Source organism: Treponema vincentii (genome assembly GCF_010365865.1).
Lineage (GTDB): Bacteria > Spirochaetota > Spirochaetia > Treponematales > Treponemataceae > Treponema.
Window position 1 is genome coordinate 303,072 of record NZ_CP048020.1, and the last position, 16,884, is coordinate 319,955.

11 protein-coding genes, 1 tRNA gene and 2 pseudogenes are annotated in these 16,884 nt (G+C 46.4%); 2 read left to right on the top strand and 12 right to left on the bottom strand.

The features are described from left to right. Position 1: 1 nt before the first annotated feature. A tRNA-Leu gene (locus tag GWP43_RS01365) sits at positions 2–85 on the bottom strand. A gap of 87 nt (positions 86–172) precedes the next feature. Between GWP43_RS01365 and GWP43_RS01370 the strand changes: the two genes are divergently transcribed. Next, positions 173–2,068 (top strand): DEAD/DEAH box helicase, encoded by a 1,896-nt coding sequence (locus GWP43_RS01370; protein WP_162662128.1) that lies wholly within the window; start codon positions 173–175, stop codon positions 2,066–2,068. 405 nt (positions 2,069–2,473) lie between these two features. On the opposite strand, the gene GWP43_RS01375 is transcribed toward GWP43_RS01370, so the two are convergent. From GWP43_RS01375 to GWP43_RS01400, 6 genes and pseudogenes are all read right to left on the bottom strand, one after another. Then, positions 2,474–2,611 (bottom strand): hypothetical protein, encoded by a 138-nt coding sequence (locus GWP43_RS01375; RefSeq protein WP_162662129.1) that lies wholly within the window; start codon positions 2,609–2,611, stop codon positions 2,474–2,476. 151 nt (positions 2,612–2,762) lie between these two features. Continuing rightward, positions 2,763–3,611: a carbohydrate ABC transporter permease gene (locus GWP43_RS01380; RefSeq protein ID WP_162662130.1), complete on the bottom strand. Its 849-nt coding sequence runs from the start codon at positions 3,609–3,611 to the stop codon at positions 2,763–2,765. 31 nt (positions 3,612–3,642) lie between these two features. After that, complete coding sequence (locus GWP43_RS01385) at positions 3,643–4,578, bottom strand: carbohydrate ABC transporter permease (RefSeq protein WP_162662131.1); 936 nt, start codon at positions 4,576–4,578, stop codon at positions 3,643–3,645. A gap of 193 nt (positions 4,579–4,771) precedes the next feature. Next, positions 4,772–6,079 (bottom strand): annotated as a pseudogene (locus tag GWP43_RS01390) (ABC transporter substrate-binding protein). Between the two features lie 226 nt (positions 6,080–6,305). Beyond that, positions 6,306–6,968, bottom strand: a complete 663-nt coding sequence (locus tag GWP43_RS01395; RefSeq protein WP_162662132.1) for a methionine ABC transporter permease — start codon at positions 6,966–6,968, stop codon at positions 6,306–6,308. Further along, positions 6,965–7,966, bottom strand: a complete 1,002-nt coding sequence (locus tag GWP43_RS01400; protein ID WP_162662133.1) for a methionine ABC transporter ATP-binding protein — start codon at positions 7,964–7,966, stop codon at positions 6,965–6,967. Before GWP43_RS01400 ends, GWP43_RS01395 begins: the two co-directional genes overlap by 4 nt. A gap of 119 nt (positions 7,967–8,085) precedes the next feature. On the opposite strand from GWP43_RS01400, the gene GWP43_RS01405 reads away from it, so the two are divergent. Beyond that, positions 8,086–9,588, top strand: a complete 1,503-nt coding sequence (locus GWP43_RS01405) for a Do family serine endopeptidase (protein ID WP_162662134.1) — start codon at positions 8,086–8,088, stop codon at positions 9,586–9,588. A gap of 100 nt (positions 9,589–9,688) precedes the next feature. On the opposite strand, the gene GWP43_RS01410 is transcribed toward GWP43_RS01405, so the two are convergent. From GWP43_RS01410 to thiD, 5 genes and pseudogenes are all read right to left on the bottom strand, one after another. Next, positions 9,689–12,025, bottom strand: coding sequence for an adenylate/guanylate cyclase domain-containing protein (locus tag GWP43_RS01410; protein WP_162662135.1), 2,337 nt, complete (start codon positions 12,023–12,025; stop codon positions 9,689–9,691). Positions 12,026–12,207: 182 nt separating this feature from the next. Beyond that, positions 12,208–12,291 (bottom strand): annotated as a pseudogene (locus GWP43_RS15665) (DNA-binding response regulator); the annotation flags it as partial. Between the two features lie 275 nt (positions 12,292–12,566). Next, on the bottom strand, positions 12,567–14,699 hold the full coding sequence (recJ, locus tag GWP43_RS01420; RefSeq protein ID WP_162662136.1) for a single-stranded-DNA-specific exonuclease RecJ: 2,133 nt from the start codon (positions 14,697–14,699) through the stop codon (positions 12,567–12,569). Positions 14,700–14,720: 21 nt separating this feature from the next. Beyond that, a complete protein-coding gene (locus GWP43_RS01425) occupies positions 14,721–16,052 on the bottom strand; it encodes a thymidine phosphorylase (RefSeq protein ID WP_162662137.1) in 1,332 nt (443 codons plus the stop codon). A gap of 15 nt (positions 16,053–16,067) precedes the next feature. Further along, complete coding sequence (gene thiD, locus GWP43_RS01430) at positions 16,068–16,877, bottom strand: bifunctional hydroxymethylpyrimidine kinase/phosphomethylpyrimidine kinase (RefSeq protein WP_162662139.1); 810 nt, start codon at positions 16,875–16,877, stop codon at positions 16,068–16,070. Positions 16,878–16,884: the final 7 nt, after the last annotated feature.

Here is a 16,884-nt window from a genome sequence, read left to right on the forward strand (position 1 = left end):
ATGCCGGCGAAGGGACTTGAACCCTTACGGAGTTGCCCCCAATAGATTTTGAGTCTATCGTGTATACCAATTTCACCACGCCGGCTTCCAAGATAAGCACTATAACATATTAGCTTTCCTTTGTAAAGCAGGCTATGAACTTATCTTCGTATCTGATATACTCGCACCGATTATGGATATATCTTTTAGAGATTTGGGACTCGATGAGTCCGTGTTGAATGCGGTAGCGGCAAAAGGGTTTGAAGAGCCGACACCCATTCAAGTGTTGGCAATTCCGCGCCTCTTAAACGGCGATGCGAACGTTATTGCAAAGGCGAGAACAGGTACCGGTAAAACCGCCGCCTACGGATTGCCGCTTGTACAGGAATTGAGGGAACCGCGGGAAAAACCGCGTGCGTTGGTATTGGTGCCTACTCGCGAACTTGCGCTGCAAGTCGCTTCGGAAATAGAATCGTTTAAGGAAGGAACCCATCCCCGTATCACGACCGTATACGGTGGCGCGTCGATTGTCGAACAATTACGAAACTTAAAGCGCGGATGCGAAATTGTCGTAGGAACCCCCGGCCGTGTTATCGATCATTTAGAGCGCGGCTCACTGAATTTGGACAGTATCGACTATTTTATTTTAGATGAAGCTGATGAAATGCTGAACATGGGCTTTATCGAAGATATCGAAACGATATTCAAAAAGGCGAATCCCGATTCACGAGTACTGATGTTTTCGGCGACGATGCCCAAGCAGATTCTGAAAATCGCTACCGACTTTATGGGCGAATATGAAATTGTAGAAGAAGAGGCATCGGAAGAACCGCTGCCGCTTACCGAACAGTTTTTTTGGATGGTAAGGGAAGAAGATAAAAGCGAGGCCTTGGTGCGCCTGATCGACACCGCCGAAAACTTTTACGGGCTGGTCTTTTGCCAAACTAAGGTTGACGCCGATGCGGTTGCGAAAGAGCTTGACGAACGGCATTACGAAGCCGCCGCTTTGCATGGAGACATCCCGCAGGGGCAGCGCGAAAAAATCTTGAGCCGTTTTCGGGCGGGGAAAACCCGTATTCTCGTTGCAACCGATGTCGCCGCCCGCGGTATCGATATCGAAGGGATTACGCACGTTGTCAACTATTCTATTCCGTATGACGGCTCCACCTATACCCACCGTATCGGCAGAACCGGACGGGCGGGAGCGAAGGGGACGGCGGTAAGTTTTATCCGCCCGAATGAACGGCGCAGGATCGACTATTTGCGCCGCCATGCACGAGGCGAGCTGCAGGAAGGGAAAATTCCTTCTATAGAAAAAGTCCTCGCGCAAAAACAGGAGCGGCTCTTTTCCGATCTGCGGCGGAAGCTGGATACCGTCCGTGCCGAACATACGGTCAACAAGCCTTTTATCGAACTCGCCCGGGAACTCTTAGCCGAAAACAAAGCAAGCTTCGCCACAGCAGAAGAAAACGCCGCCGATGGTACCGATACTGCTGTTGCAAATACTGCAAACATTGATGAAGCCGTTGCCTTCGGCGCTGAGACCGCGGTATCCGGCGTCAAGAATATTAGCAGCGTCGAAGTGCTTGCCGCCGTGCTACAGTTGCATTACGGTTCGGTACTGTCGGCATCCCATTACAGAAATATCAAAGTCCCCCGCACCGAAGACAAGCGCGGAAAATTCTCCGGCGGGAATACCATCCGGCTCTATATCGGTCTTGGTAGAAAGGACGGAACGAGCAAGCGGAGCCTCGCGCAGTTTTTTAGTACGCTGCTCTCCATTCCCGAACACGCGGTTGACCACATCGAATTATTCGACCGTTTTTCGCTCGCGGATTTACCGGCCGACGCTGCTCACGAGGCACTGAGGCTTTCAAAGAAAAAAGCCAACATGCCGCATATCCACATCGACACAAAATCGGATAGCGTAAACGAAAAAAGCCCGCATACAGCCGGCTATACAAAAAAAAGCCCTTCACGAAAACTGCGTGAAGGGAACCGGCGCGAAGCCTTTTTCCGCGACAAAGACACGAGAAAGAAACATCCCGTTAGCGCAGGCTCCGCCGCTGCCTACAAAAAGCGGAAATAGCCTGTTGAGAAGCGCACATCCGTGTACGCTTCTCAACGACAAGTTTTTCTAACGAAAAACTTGCTACTGCATGGAACCACCGCCGTCCTTGGCGGGGGTGAACAGTGTACGTCCGTGTACACTGTTCAACGACGAGATTTGTGCATAACTCAAATCTCGCTCCTGTTTATTACCACGGACATCCATGTCCGTTCTGAAACTACAAGGAGTTTAGCAAAAGCGAAGCGGAGGCGTACTTACTGTACGTTGAGGATTAATTTGTGCGCTGCAACGAAAAGGGTATCCCCCTGCCAGCGCTTTTGAAAATAGACGATACAGATGCTAGGAGCGTACAAAAAACACCCGCAGGCACGCTAACGAATGTACGTCCATGTACATTCGTTAGCTACGAATTTAGCCTTACGTCTAAATTCGTTTCTGCTTCATACCCCCGCCGTCCGTGGCGGTTCTGAAAAGCTTTTGCCGTAAGCCTTTTGAAAATAGCCCGTTGAACAGTGTACGTCCGTGTACACTGTTCAACGACGAGATTTGTGCATAACTCAAATCTCGCTCCTGTTTATTACCACGGACATCCATGTCCGTTCTGAAACTACAAGGAGTTTAGCAAAAGCGAAGCGGAGGCGTACTTACTGTACGTTGAGGATTAATTTGTGCGCAGCAACGAAGTAGATGCCCCGTATATTTCAAAAGGTGGTTAGCCTTTGCGGGATTCATAAACCACCGACCCTCCAATAAAATATTTGGAAAGTCCGAAGAAGATGAGCATCATCGGGATGCTGGCAATAACGGCGGCTGCCATCATTGCGCCTTCGTCGGTGCTCCGTTCGGCCGTAAATGAGGTGATGTACTGCGGAATGGTTTTCATCGTATCGGACTGAGAAACCAGCAGCGGCCACAGCAGGTTATCCCACTGCGTTCTAAACGAAAGGATCGCGAGCGTCGCGATAACAGGTTTGCAGTTCGGCAGTACGATATGCGAATAGATGGAAAACTCATGCATTCCATCCACGCGCGCCGCATCCAAAAACTCATTGGGAAAGGTGATAAGGTATTGACGCATCATAAAAATACCGAATGCGCTCACCATAAAGGGCAGTATCAAACCCGTGTATGTATTTTGGATATGCAGCTTCGTTGCAATCATGTACAGCGGTATCATAATAGCCTCAAACGGAATCATCATCGTTGCCATAATCAGCATAAAGATGAGGTTCCGTCCGCGAAATCTGAATTTAGCCAGTCCGTAACCGGTGATGGATGCGAGGAGAACTGTAGTAAATGATACGGTAATCGCCACGATAAACGAGTTGATAATATTTCGAACGTAAATGTAATTGCCGTCGTTACCTTTCATTGCCGTTATGAAGTTGACATACTGCCAGCTTTCGGGAATCCATTTATACGGCATCTGCATAATCTCTTTTCCCGACATAAATGAAGCGGTCAACATAAAAATAAGCGGCATCACGGTAAAGGCAGCAAGCGCCAGCAATAATACCAGTTTAATAACCGAAAGCGCTCCCGTCGTCATAGATTGTTTCATATTTAACTCCTATGTGTCTTACGGCGCTCTTTTAATAATCCGTCTCGTCGGGTTTTGACGAGCGGAATTGCAGCCATGTTAAAAGGAGCATCATTAAAAATAATACGATACTCATCGCGCTTGCACGGCCGATCCGCTGCAGCTTAATACCGGTCTGATAGATATTCAACGTGATAACGTTAATCGGCTCGAGCGACGCTCCATTCTGGGTAAAGAGATATTGGGTGCTGAACGTTTTTAAACACTGCAACATCGCCATAATTGAAACCAATACAACCGTCGGTTTAAGGAGCGGCAGCGTAATCGACCAAAAGACTTGGAATCTATTTGCACCGTCGATTAAAGCCGCTTCGTACACCACCGGAGGAATGGTTGAAAGGCCGGTAATAAAAAGAATAACAAAGTATCCGATATATTTCCAAAAATATACAATCATTGTAGAAAGTTGAAGCATCGTACTGTTTAGCAACCATTGATGGTCAATACCAGGCGTGGAAAGGAGCTTATTAATCCAGTAATTTCCCAGTCCGCGGGGGTCAAAAATCAGCAGCCAAATAGCCGCGGCAACAACAGACGATAGAATGGCAGGTGTGTAATACGCTATCTGAAAACCTTTTTTTAAACTGTTCCGCTGCAATGAGCTGATAAGCACCGCGAACAAGAGACTTAATATCACAAGCGGTATAAATGTTCCGAGCGTAAACACGACTGTTGCACGCAGCGAATTTAAGAATGACATCGGATTATCGTATCGGGAAGCGTCAAAAATATAGAAATAATTTTGCAGCCCTACAAACTTAGGGGGAATATTGCTGAGTACGCGCTTATCGAAAAAACTTTCGATGAACGCATTTATAATAGGATAAAAACTGAATACGGCAAAAAATAACACTGCGGGAATAACAAAAATAACACCCCACCGTGCGATCTTTTTTTCGATACCGCCGCTTTTTTTTGAGTTAGACATAACCGCTTTTCCTTTTACCGATGAATACTAGACCTGTTCAATAGCTTGGTTGTCGAAACGGAAGTTTCCGAACAGGTTTAATCAACAACTCCGACGCAGAGCGTTGCCGAGGGCGGCGGGTATTAAACCCTCCGCATGAATGAAACAGCCTCTAAAAATACCGTTTTTTAGAGGCTGTTAATGACTGTTCTAACTATTTGTTTTCTTCGTCAAGAATTTCTTGAGCCGTTGCTCGCAAAGACTCAAGCGCTTTTTCGGGAGCTACGCCGGACAGCATAACCGACTCAACTGCCGAGCGGATTGCCGTTTGCAGCTCAGCACTGTTCGCTCCGTAGTACACCATGTGTCCTTTGTTCATATCGTTGATAAATACATCGGAATACGGCATATCTTTGAGTGTCTGCGAATCGAGCAGCGCTTTGGTCGGCTGAATAATGTTACCGCCTTCGCGTAGGTAGTCTTCACCGTGCTTGAGTAAAAAGCCGATAAGCTTCCATGCAGCTTCCTGCTTCGCCTTGGAAATATCGTTGTTAACCATTAAGAAATGTCCGTAATAGCAAGCGGGAACTTCTTTAACTGCGTTCTTAAATTGAGGGAACGGAACAACCATCCACTCACCACTATTATAGAAGTCGGGATTATCCTTGCGGATCCGTCCCTGCTGGTATAAACCGGTCGTCGCCATTGCAATGTCGTTATTGTCTTTATTGAACAGGTTACGTGCGCTCTTGTAGGTAGGAGAACCGAGGTTCTTTCCGGAGGGTCCCCCCAATCGCGCATAAAGGTAAGGAACTTGATCCATGCTTCATCACCGATAATCGCTGTTTTTTCCATCATCGCTGATCAGCTGACCGCCGAGCTGTTCCACCATCGGAACAAAGGCAACAAGATAATACGGATAGCGGAAATCGAACCCTCTGCGTACCAAAATATCACCGTCGCGGATAACCAATTTTTCGGAAACGGCAACCATATCCTCCCATGTTTTGGGATAATCTTTTTCGGGATCCGAACCGGCATCGCGGAAAATCTTCTTATTGATATAGATACACCAGTTGGTAATTTCCAACGGCAGACCATATAGTTTTCCGTCTTTTGTTACGGCATTGAGAATTTCCGGCAAATAGCTGTCATAGATTGCTGCCTGATCGGCATAACCGGCGGCTTTGGGATCGACCGGAGCGACTCTGCCATTTGCAACATAAGAATATTCATCTTCGATAGATAAATTGAAAATATCAGGCCCTTGATTAGCTGCAAAAGCGGTCTGTACCAGCTCAATCAGCTTTGCAGCGCCCTGAGTTGTCCGCTCTACTTTGATATTCGGATTTGCTTTTTCAAATTCGGCGATAAGCTTTGTTTCAAGCTCGGTACGGGCGGGATCTTCATGCGTCCAATAATGAAGCGTGATAGGTCCCTCTTCCTTTTTTTCCTGCGCACACGACATAAGAGCCGCAATCATCAGTCCCGCAGACAGAATGCTAACCAATTTTTTTAACATAGGTTTCATACTCCTTCTTGCCCTCATCTGTAGATTTGGTTGATTACGATGGGGAACAACTCTTTATTTTCGCATACTATCGGTGAAAGGTCAATTGGAAAACAAGACATGGAAAACAAGACATTGGAAAGAAGGCAATATGTCAGAGTTGTATTCCAATATTAGGGATGTATCAAAAGTTAGTTACTTTTTCGGCATCCCCGCAATGTTTTTCTTCTTAATGTTATTACCGCCGTTTTGCAAGTGCCGTACTGATCCTCGTGCCGATAAATTGAATAAGCTCTACCATCACTAAAATGACGATGACCGCCGCCAGCATAATATCACTGCGGAACCGCTGATAGCCGTATCGGATTGCCAAATCACCGAGGCCGCCGCCGCCGATTGCGCCCGCCATTGCCGAATACCCGATAAGGTTGATAATAGTGAGCGTAATGCCTGCAACGAGGGGCGGCAGCGCTTCCGGTATCATCACTTTAAAGATAATCTCCATCGTAGAAGAGCCCATCGCGAGAGCCGCTTGGATAACACCGCGGTCAATTTCCAGCAAGGCGCTTTCGATAACCCGCGCAACAAAGGGGGCGGCGGCGATGGAAAGCGGTACGACCGTTGCGGCGGTTCCGATGCTGGTACCGATGATGAGCCGCGAAAACGGAAAGAGTAAAATCATCAATATAATAAACGGAAATGAGCGTAATACGTTTACCACCCGATCGATAAGTTGATGCAACACCGGTCTTGGCATAAGGTTCCCCTCCGCAGTGATGCACAGCAGCACGCCGAGCGGCGCTCCGAGTATAAAAGAAAAAAGCGTAGAAAAGAATACCATTATAAGCGTTTGCCCCGTCGCCGTTCCTACCAGCTGCACTAACGTTGACCATGAACTCATTGATGTGTCTCCTCTACTTTGATACCGTTTTGGTTGAGATAAGCAAACGCTTTTTGCGTATCTTCGTGTGAACCGTTAATATCGACAAAGAGGGTTCCGACCACCGTTTCTCCAACCTTCTGCATACCGCCTGCACAGATATTAAACTCAATACCGTAATCGCGGGAAATTTTACTTAAGACCGGCTCACTCGTGAGCTCGCCGGAGAACCGGAGCGTATAGGCGCCGCCGTTTTTAGACCATCGGATAAGCTGCGTGTCTTCGGGATTGAGCGGGTTGATATGCATTAAGAAGTCTTTGGTTACTTCCGACTTCGGTGCAGAAAAGATTTCACGCACGGAACCTGTTTCTGCCACGGCGCCGTTATCGATAACGGCCACTTGCTGACAGCAATCGCGTACTACTTCCATCTGATGCGTTATCATCACAACACTTAAATTCATGTCTTTTTGAAGCCGCTTGAGCAGCTCCAAAATTGAGCGTGTTGTCTGCGGGTCAAGTGCGCTCGTTGCTTCATCACAAAAGAGGATATCGGGAGAAACAGCCAAGGCACGGGCAATCGCCACCCGCTGTTTTTGCCCGCCGGATAGGGTACTTACCCGCGCATCACCGCGTCCTTCAAGCCCGACAACATTCAGCATTTCTTCTACCTTTGCTGCGATAGCACGTTTCGGCATTCCCGCAATTTCAAGCGGATAGGCGATATTGCCCGCAGCCGTGCGCGATGCAAATAAATTGAAATTCTGGAAAATCATCCCGATTTTTTTATGCTGATTTCGTAAGAGCTTACCCGTCAAGGTATCTACGCGGGAGTCGCCGTAGTAAATCTCTCCCGAGTCCACCGGTTCCAAAAGGCTTATCAGTCGCACGAGCGTCGATTTTCCCGCGCCGCTTTTTCCGATAATACCGAAAATCGTATGAGAAGGAATTTCAAGGCTGATATTATCCACCGCTTGAAGTTCTCCGTACCGTTTGTTTACGTTTACTAACCGTATCATCCGTACATACAAACAAAATATAAAACCTCTGTCAAGTTATTATTGCCGATGGGTGTATCATAATAGTATGTTATATGTTTAAGAAGTAATTGAAAACTTCTAATGGTGGAGGTAAACGTATGTATTTAAGACAAAGATTTCAAACACTACTGTCATTCGCGACAGTATTAAGCATGGTTGTGATGGTCTTTGTATCATCATGCTCTGCAAGTCCTGCTTCGGCAACAACGGTTTATGCCGATACAAAGCATTCGGATGCAATTACAAAAGAGACGATTACGTTGTTGGAAGGACTGCAAAGCGCAAACCGGCAGGTATCCGCAGCGATTTTACCGTCTGTGGTAACGCTTTCGGTTACCGAAATTAAGAAAGTCAGAAACCCGCTTTCGGGTGACGGTTTCCCGTGGTTCTTCTTCGGAATGCCTAATCAGGAGAACGGCGAAAAATCCGATGGAAAAGATAGCGGCGAACAGGAATATAAATCAGAAGGTATGGGATCGGGCGTTATCGTTCGTAAGAGCGGTAACACCTATTATGTGCTGACTAATCAGCATGTTACCGGTACGGCTGAAAAGATTATCGTCAAGTTGTATAACGGACATACTGCGGAAGGAAAATTGGTCGGTGGTGACCAGCGGCGGGATATCGCATTGGTTTCGTTTGAATCCACCGAAAAAGATATTGTCATTGCCGAATTGGGTAATTCCGACGCAGTAGAAGTCGGCGATATCGTATTTGCTGTCGGTTCTCCGCTCGGGTATGTTTCGACGGTTACCCGCGGTATGGTCAGTGCGGTAGGACGGTCGGGCGGCTCGAATAATAACATCAACGACTTTATCCAAACCGATGCGGCAATCAATCAGGGGAATTCCGGCGGCCCGCTCGTGAATATCTATGGGCAAGTTATCGGCATTAATACTTGGATTGCATCGTCGAGCGGCGGATCCCAAGGGCTTGGCTTTTCCATTCCGATCAACAACGTCAAAGGCGCAATCGACTCGCTCATTTCCGACGGTAAATTGAAATACGGATGGGTCGGTGTCCAACTGACGAGCGCCGACGAAACGGTTATGAAAGCCCTAGGGCTCGGTGAAAAAACCGGAGCATTGGCTATCGATATATTTTTAGGTTCTCCTGCGTTTAAAGGCGGCATCCGCCCGGGCGATTTTGTCGTTAAGCTGAACGGCAAAGAAGTAAAGAGTGTCGATCAACTTGTCCGCGATGTCGGTGATCTTCGCAGCGGAACGACAGCAGAATTTGTAGTTATCCGTGACGGCAAAGAACAAACGCTTTCCGTAAAAATTGAAGATCGAGATCAAAACATCGTTACCGATTCGTCAAAACTCTGGCCGGGATTTATCGGTTACGAGCTCAGTGATGAAATACGTGATAAATTAAAGCTCGATAAAAAGCAAACGGGAGTACTGGTAACCAACATTACCAATAAAACACCCGCCGTTATTATCGGGCTTAAATCCGGCGACGTTATTACTGCGGTAAACGATGTATCGGTAGCGAATATGCGCGAATTCTATCGTGAATTATCAAAGCTCAAAAAAGAAGTATGGTTCGATGTATTACGTGAAGGGCAAACACTATCGACCTTACGTTATAAGTTTTAATAGAAGCTAAAAAAGGAAAACGCCGATTAACCCATCAGGATTAATCGGCGTTCTTTATACGTATTGCCTGCCCATGTTTGTAAAGGATGGCTCCAACCGATTATTTCACTCGCATAACGAAAACGCCTTTCCAATCTGCGGGCGGCGGAGAACTCCGATAATGTTCGATTCTTTCTAAGAAAACTTTTGCCGGTTTATCGTTATATTTTTCTACGCATTCCAAAAAATATTTTTCGGCAGTTTTCCATTTCCGCTGCCGATAATAGTCAAGCCCCGTTTCAAAAAGCTTTTTTAAATCATAAATTTTATCGCCGGTATTTTTTTTAGCTTCTTGCAGCACTTCAAAAATACGTACAACCTCCGTTTTCCCTTTAACCGTTATATAATCAAGCTCACGGCAAATAAATGCATTTCCCAGATTGTTGTAGACAGCCTCAGAAATAATAGTCTTTGATCCATACTGTTTATTTGCGCCTTCAAGCCGTGCCGCCAAATTAACCGTATCACCGATAGAAGTGAAATCTTTTCTCGTTTCGGAACCGACAGGGACGAATATAACGTAGCCCGTATTTATACCGATGCCGAGAGAAATTGTTTCTCTCCCTACCTTTAGAGCTGCCAGCTGTTCGCGATAGAGTGCTTCCCGTATTTCCATCGCTGCCTTACAAGCGTTGATCTCTTTTTTAGGACCTGCAAAAAAAGCCATCATTTCGTCTCCGACATACTTATCGACATCGCCGCCGTTATCAAAAATAATTTTAGTTTCGATGTTTAGGTAGCGATTTAACATCAATATGACCTCTCTCGCCGGCAATTTTTCGCAAAGCTTTGTAAAGCCTCTGATATCGGTAAAAAGGAAACAAAGATTTCGCGAGATACTTTTGGAACCGACATCTTTTTCCGCATTTCTAAGAGTATGGAACGAAATATATGGAAGCATACCACGCACAAGCGTAATAATATTTTTTATTTCTTTTGAAAGCGTTTTTATTTCGTCACGCGTTTTAAGATTATCATCAAACACAAGTTTGTGTGCATCGATCTTTGCATTTCCTGAAAATATTTCGTTTAATATATTAGTCGTCTTTCTAATATTTACACAAAGCTGAATAATAGGCTCGGCAATAAAATCGGCAAGAAAAAGTGTAATAATTATCGCCGCATACAAGAAAATAGCTGCAAGTGCAAAGATAAATACTTTTGCTTGGAAGTATGGCCGGTCAAGTATCTCTTTCATATATGTTACGACGGAAAACCCGACGAGTCTTTGGCCGTCTTTGCGTGAAAAGGTTATGGGGTGTACATAAAGGCACATCCGCTTGTCCGCTTTATAAATAGGCTGGCTCCGGGTATTTATATTTTGAAAATGTTTTATGTAAAGAGCAGCTTCTTCCGCAGTAATGCGTTTTTCTTCTGCGGGTATATTGCGCACCGCCCCTTGTTCTGTTGTATAGGAGAATACATTGAAATCGGGAAGCACTGTAGTATTATCAATCTTATCAAGAAATACCGGTTCTTTACTGTCCGTTGTAATAATATCTACGCGCCGGTGCGGAAACGGGGAAGATGCATTCGTTTTTTTTATTCCTTCGAGAAAGGCGCTTATTTTTGCATGAAGCCCGTCGGAAAATCCGTAGATTGCCGCCACTTGTTCGGCTTGGTTCTTACCGGTTGTATTCACATTTTGCGTTAAAAGCAATTTATAGTTCTTTAAATCCGTATAAATAAAGACTGAGATAATAATAATAATTGCGATAAGAATTACGCCGGCTATTTTATTTTTTAGGTGTGTCTTCTTTTCAGGATCCTTTATGCGATCGATCAACTCTTGAACTTGTCGTTTTATATTTAATTTTTCTTTGTTTTCCGGCTGTTTATCCGACTCCTCTGTTTTTTCACTTTCTAAAATAAGTTGTTTGTATGCGGAATACGTTTCATTTCTCGCTTTTATTAATGCAATGCCATAGCTGATTAAAAAAATATGGAACGTAAGTGCCAAAAAAAAGGCCATATACACCAAAATACTTAGCGACTGGAACCAGCGTATGGTGTTTGCAAATACCGTCATCCCTGAGATGGCAGCCGCAAGATAGCACGTTACAGCAACAAATGCAGAGATAATAACGATATTCTGTGTTATTCTCTTATTAAAGATTGATATAAATATTATGAGGAATGCTACGGGCAGTAAAAAAAATGAAAAACAACTTACATAAAAAAATAGAAAATTTTGTTGCACTAAGCCGGAGAATAAAACTGTAAAAGGGTAGAGAAGCTGCGGCGTTCGCGTATGATTAACAAGATCCATTTTGTCCATACCAAAAGGTAAGAATATCAGCGCAACAAAAATAACAAGAGAGACAATTTGCATCTTGTAGGGGAACTCTACGGTCTGTTTATGTACTGTTTCTAACTTTTCGTCTTCGATTACACGCATCTCAATGTCCTATATTTTTAGAATAGCTTATAACACAAAAGGATATCTTTCAACAGCCTGTCGATATGTTAATTATCGCTTATAGTGTATATTCTCGACATCTTTTGTCAAGGGAACGCCCCGCGTGCCAGGGTAAATACACTAGGCGATTTTTTAACAGCTCCGCAAAATAATTAGGAATCACGGCAGCTGCAGCAAATAATCGGCGTATTCGACGTTTTCCTGATTCGCCGCAACACTTCAAGTCCATTCAACTGAGGGAGCATGAACGCAGTGTGGAAGCTCCAGTATACCCGCAATGACGATAATACGCTCACACTGCGCGGTAGCGACTTACCCAAAGAGCTGGCAAACCTTACCTTGTCTCGGCAAGGGCGCTAACACCAACGAAGCGCAGGGCAAGCGAATCAGATGCTTGTTTAATATTCCCGCAGAAAAAGCGGAGCTGTTCAACCAGAATTGAACCTCTACGCTTGCCCCGCCGTCGTAAAAAAATTACACAAAATTTTATTCAAAATTTTGTGTATAAGAGAAACGCTGCTTAAATACCCGTGCCCGTCTTCCGCATATCCTGAATAACCATTTGAGGCACCGTATTGCCGTTAAAGGTATTCCGGCTCAACGTGAAGACGGCATCGATACTGTCACCGATCTTAAATTCAACGTTCAATTTATCCGCTGCCTGCCAATACACCGCTGTCCATTTATATGTTCCGCAGTCGAACGTAAGACGCAAATGCTGCGGTTGGGTTTTACCCATAATTGAGGCGGCGGCTATTTTTATTCCTTTAGCGGCAAATTGCAGCGCTGGGAACCCTTCGCCATAGGGCTCAAAGGTGTCATGCACGGTTAAAAGTTCGGGCGTTAAATAGTCATGCGGAAGTTCCGCATCGATGGAAAGCGGAGGGTTTTCAGAGTTTTCGTCAAATTCGATAGCAGCGGTAAATTCCTGAACTTTTTTTAAAAACGGCGCAAGTTTTTCTTGCATTAAGCTGAAGCCTGCCGCAAATGAGTGACCGCCATAGTCGAGGAAAAAATCGGGATATGCTTCCGGCAAAGAAAGCACCCGATAGCCGCGGGCGGAACGAAGCGAACCGACTGCGGTTCCGTCTTCCATAAGACAGATAACCATGCTGGGCACCTTAAACCTATCTGCAAGCCGGTTTGAAAGGATACCGGTAATGCCGCGATGGATTTTATCGCTTACAACAACGGTGAGTTTTTCGCGATATTTTGCAAGACTTTCCCGCGCAATCGGTTCGGCAATTGCCCAGCCGGTCTTTCCGAGTTCTTTCCGCTCCTCGTTCATTGCAATAATCGCATCTGCAAGTTCATTGCGTACCGCTGCGTTTTGCTCAAGGAAGAGCCGGATTGCCGTTTCCGGTTTACCCATCCGTCCGGTTGCGTTGATAACGGGGGTAATATTCCACGCAATATCGTTGGTGCCGATGTGCTTACCGATAAGCCCCTGTTTTATCATCAACTCGGAAAGACCGGCACGCGGCGCGGCATTGATGGCTGCTAAGCCTTGCTTTACCAATATCCGGTTTTCTCCGGTCAGCTGCATCAAGTCTGCGAGCAGCGAAAGCGCGACGAGCTGTAATTCACGCTTTCCTTTTTCACCGTACATATTATGCGCTTGTTGAACGAGCGTAATAAAGATATTGAAAAAGCCGTCGAGTTCGGACATCGGCGTGTCGTTGTACTTGCCAATCCGCGATAAATTCTTTAACCGCAAAAGGCTTAACTCGGCAAGCTGAGGCGCAATCTTTGCGCATTCAAGTCTAAAATCACTCACATAAAACTCAACCGACTTACCGAACACTTTTTCCAGCTGCTTGAGCTGCAACTCTTTATCCCAGACAAAAATCTGCTGCCCCTGCAAAAATCTGCCGAGCCGAGTATCTGAAAACGGAACCATACCGGGGATAATCGTTTCGGTGATTCGAGCCGTTTCAACTAAATTGACCGTATGGATAGCTTCCACTGCGAATGCATCGTTGACGGGGCGGACATTTAACAGGCAAATCTGCTGTTTATAAATGTCGAGAAGTCCGAAGCGCAGGGCAGTAACAACCTTCCACGCCGTAGCGCATCCGGAAAGATGTTCGTTGGGATACCCTGAGTCCGGCACCTTACAGTTAATGATTACTGCGGCATCGGGAAGCGTATCCTGCGGGGTATGATGATCGATAACGATAACATCAATTCCTTTCTCCGCAGCGTAGGCGACTTCTTGAATATTGGAAATACCGCAGTCTACGGTAATGATGAGGGTACCGCCGTCGGCTTCATGCGCATCAATCGCTTCGCAGGAAAGTCCGTACGGTTCGTCGCCGGTGGGGATACGCCATGTCGTCGGGATGCCTAAATCGGTCAGCGCCTCGTAGAGCACGGTAACGGCAGTAATCCCGTCCACATCACGGTCTCCGAAAATAAGCACCCGCTCACCTTCTTCCTTTGCATCGAGGATCCGGTCAACGGCATCCTCCATATTTACAAAAAGAAAGGGATTATGCACATAGCGCAGATCGTTTTCAAGGTGAAAAAACGCCTCGCTCCCTTCGGCAATGCCGCGCCGCAGCAAAATGGATGCAACAAGCGGGCTGCAGCCGTATTGCTGTGCCATGGAGCGGACAACATTAGGGTCTATATCTTTTTTTTCCCAATTCACTGTATGGTACCGGAAGCGCGGCTATAAGTCGGCCGCAGAAATTTCTTTAAATACCAGCGGACGCATTTGAGGCTTCTCCGCTGCATACCGTATCGCTGTTTTGATCATATCGGAAGCAGCCGGAAGGCACTCCGCATCCTTACCGTATACGTCCATGATGAGGTCGCCTTTTTTTACGGCATCGCCTGCGTGCTTATGCAGAATCATACCGGCATCGGGACACACCGCATCGGTAGTTTTATTGCGGCCGACCCCAAGATTAACTCCGGCAATACCGATTTTGAACGCATCGATATCCGCGATAAAGCCGTCCTGTTCCGCTTTAATGTGGCAGGTGTGCGGGCTGCGGCGCTTTCCGCATTCGGCCACAAACTGCTCTGCATTGCCGCCTTGCAGCGTAATGTTTTCTAAAAACAGCTCAAGCGCTTTGCCGCTGCGAAGCGCCTCTTGCGCTTTTTGAATTCCTTCTTCTTTTGATGCAGCCTTATGACCAAGCACGAGCATCCAGCCTGCAAGCTGTAATGTTAAGTTGGTTACATCCTCAGGCCCTGTGCCTTTCAGAACATTGTAGGTTTCTTCCATTTCCAAGAAGTTACCGACTGCATTTCCTAAAGGCTCATACATATTGGTTATCATCGCGATAACTTTTTTCCCCATCGCGGTGCCGGTACCGACAAGGCTCTTTGCGAGCGCTTCAGCTTCGGGCAGCGTTTTCATAAAGGCGCCGCTTCCGCATTTGACATCGAATACCAGCGCTTCGGCGCCTTCTGCAACTTTCTTGGAGAGAATACTCGCCGTAATGAGCGGTACCGATTCAACGGTTGCCGTAACATCGCGCAGGGCATAAATCAGCCGGTCGGCAGGGACAATCTCTTTTGTCTGCCCCGTCATTGCAAAGCCGGTTTTTTTAATGTAATTTCGGAATTGTTCAACGGAAAGGCCGGTCTTATATCCGGTAATCGATTCAAGCTTATCGAGCGTACCACCGGTGTGCCCGAGTGCGCGGCCGCTCATCATCGGAACCTTCACCCCGCAAGCGGCTACGATAGGTGCAAGCGGTAAAGAAAGTTTATCTCCGACACCGCCGGTGGAGTGTTTGTCGACAAAGGGACCTTCAATCCCCGACAAGTCCATAACCGCTCCGGAATGCAGCATGACGTCGGTAAGAACGGCGGTTTCATTAAACGTCATACCGTTAAAATAAACCGCCATCAGCCATGCGGCCATTTGATAGTCGGGAATCTCTCCGGCCACATATCCGTTCACTAAAAAGGCAATTTCTTCCCGAGAGAGCGTTCCTGCGCCGGTTTCTCTAAACCCGCGCTTTTTCATAATGATATCAACTGCACGCATGTTTTTCTTCCTCTTTTAATTGAAGGCCTTGCGCCACGCGGCGGGATTACCCGGGCCAACCCATTTATTGAGGGCAAAACCGTTCCGTAAACTTAACGTGATAAATTTCTTTGCGCGGAGGGCTGCTTCATACGGTTCAAGCCCGAAACCCAAGCCCGCAGTAATTGCAGCGGCAACGGTACAACCGCACCCGTGAGTCCATTCGGTTTTAATCAGCTCAGCTTCGAGATAGCGGAAATCCTTACCATCGTAGAAAACATCGATGGATGTCTCTGCATCTTTCAATTTTGAGCCTCCCTTAATGAATACATGCGGGGCGCCCATATCGTAAATCCGTTTTGCGGCATCTTTAATTTCTTCTAATGTCGAAGGCGTATCGATATGAGCAATCTGACCTGCTTCAAACACATTCGGCGTAATAATCTTTGCAAGCGGCAACAGTTTTTTAATCAACAGCTCATTGATTTCCGGATTAAGCGGCAAATTCCCGCCTTTACAGATCATTACCGGATCAAGAACATAGTTTTCTACCTTATATTTACCGAGATACTCGGCAGCAAGTTCGATTGCGTATGGAGTTGCCAACATTCCCGTTTTTGCCGCATCAACGCCGATACCGTTAAAAATGGTTTCGAGCTGTGACCGCAGTGAATCTTCACCGATCGGGAACACCTCATGGCTCCAATCCTTATGGGGGTTCATGGTAGCAACCAAAGTAATCGCTGCCATACCGTATCCGCCATACTCCTGAAATGTTTTTAAATCCGCTTCAAGCCCTGCTCCTCCGGATGCATCGGAACCGGCAATTGTCGCTAATTTTACCATTTTATAC

What these genes read in the sequence shown, in the direction of transcription:
- GWP43_RS01410 (WP_162662135.1), bottom strand. Translation starts at nt 12,025, where the DNA reads ATGCGTGTAATCGAAGACGAAAAGTTAGAAACAGTACATAAACAGACC.
- GWP43_RS01370 (WP_162662128.1), top strand. Translation starts at nt 173, where the DNA reads ATGGATATATCTTTTAGAGATTTGGGACTCGATGAGTCCGTGTTGAAT.
- GWP43_RS01425 (WP_162662137.1), bottom strand. Translation starts at nt 16,052, where the DNA reads ATGCGTGCAGTTGATATCATTATGAAAAAGCGCGGGTTTAGAGAAACC.
- thiD (WP_162662139.1), bottom strand. Translation starts at nt 16,877, where the DNA reads ATGGTAAAATTAGCGACAATTGCCGGTTCCGATGCATCCGGAGGAGCA.
- GWP43_RS01405 (WP_162662134.1), top strand. Translation starts at nt 8,086, where the DNA reads ATGTATTTAAGACAAAGATTTCAAACACTACTGTCATTCGCGACAGTA.
- GWP43_RS01385 (WP_162662131.1), bottom strand. Translation starts at nt 4,578, where the DNA reads ATGTCTAACTCAAAAAAAAGCGGCGGTATCGAAAAAAAGATCGCACGG.
- GWP43_RS01400 (WP_162662133.1), bottom strand. Translation starts at nt 7,966, where the DNA reads ATGATACGGTTAGTAAACGTAAACAAACGGTACGGAGAACTTCAAGCG.
- GWP43_RS01395 (WP_162662132.1), bottom strand. Translation starts at nt 6,968, where the DNA reads ATGAGTTCATGGTCAACGTTAGTGCAGCTGGTAGGAACGGCGACGGGG.
- GWP43_RS01380 (WP_162662130.1), bottom strand. Translation starts at nt 3,611, where the DNA reads ATGAAACAATCTATGACGACGGGAGCGCTTTCGGTTATTAAACTGGTA.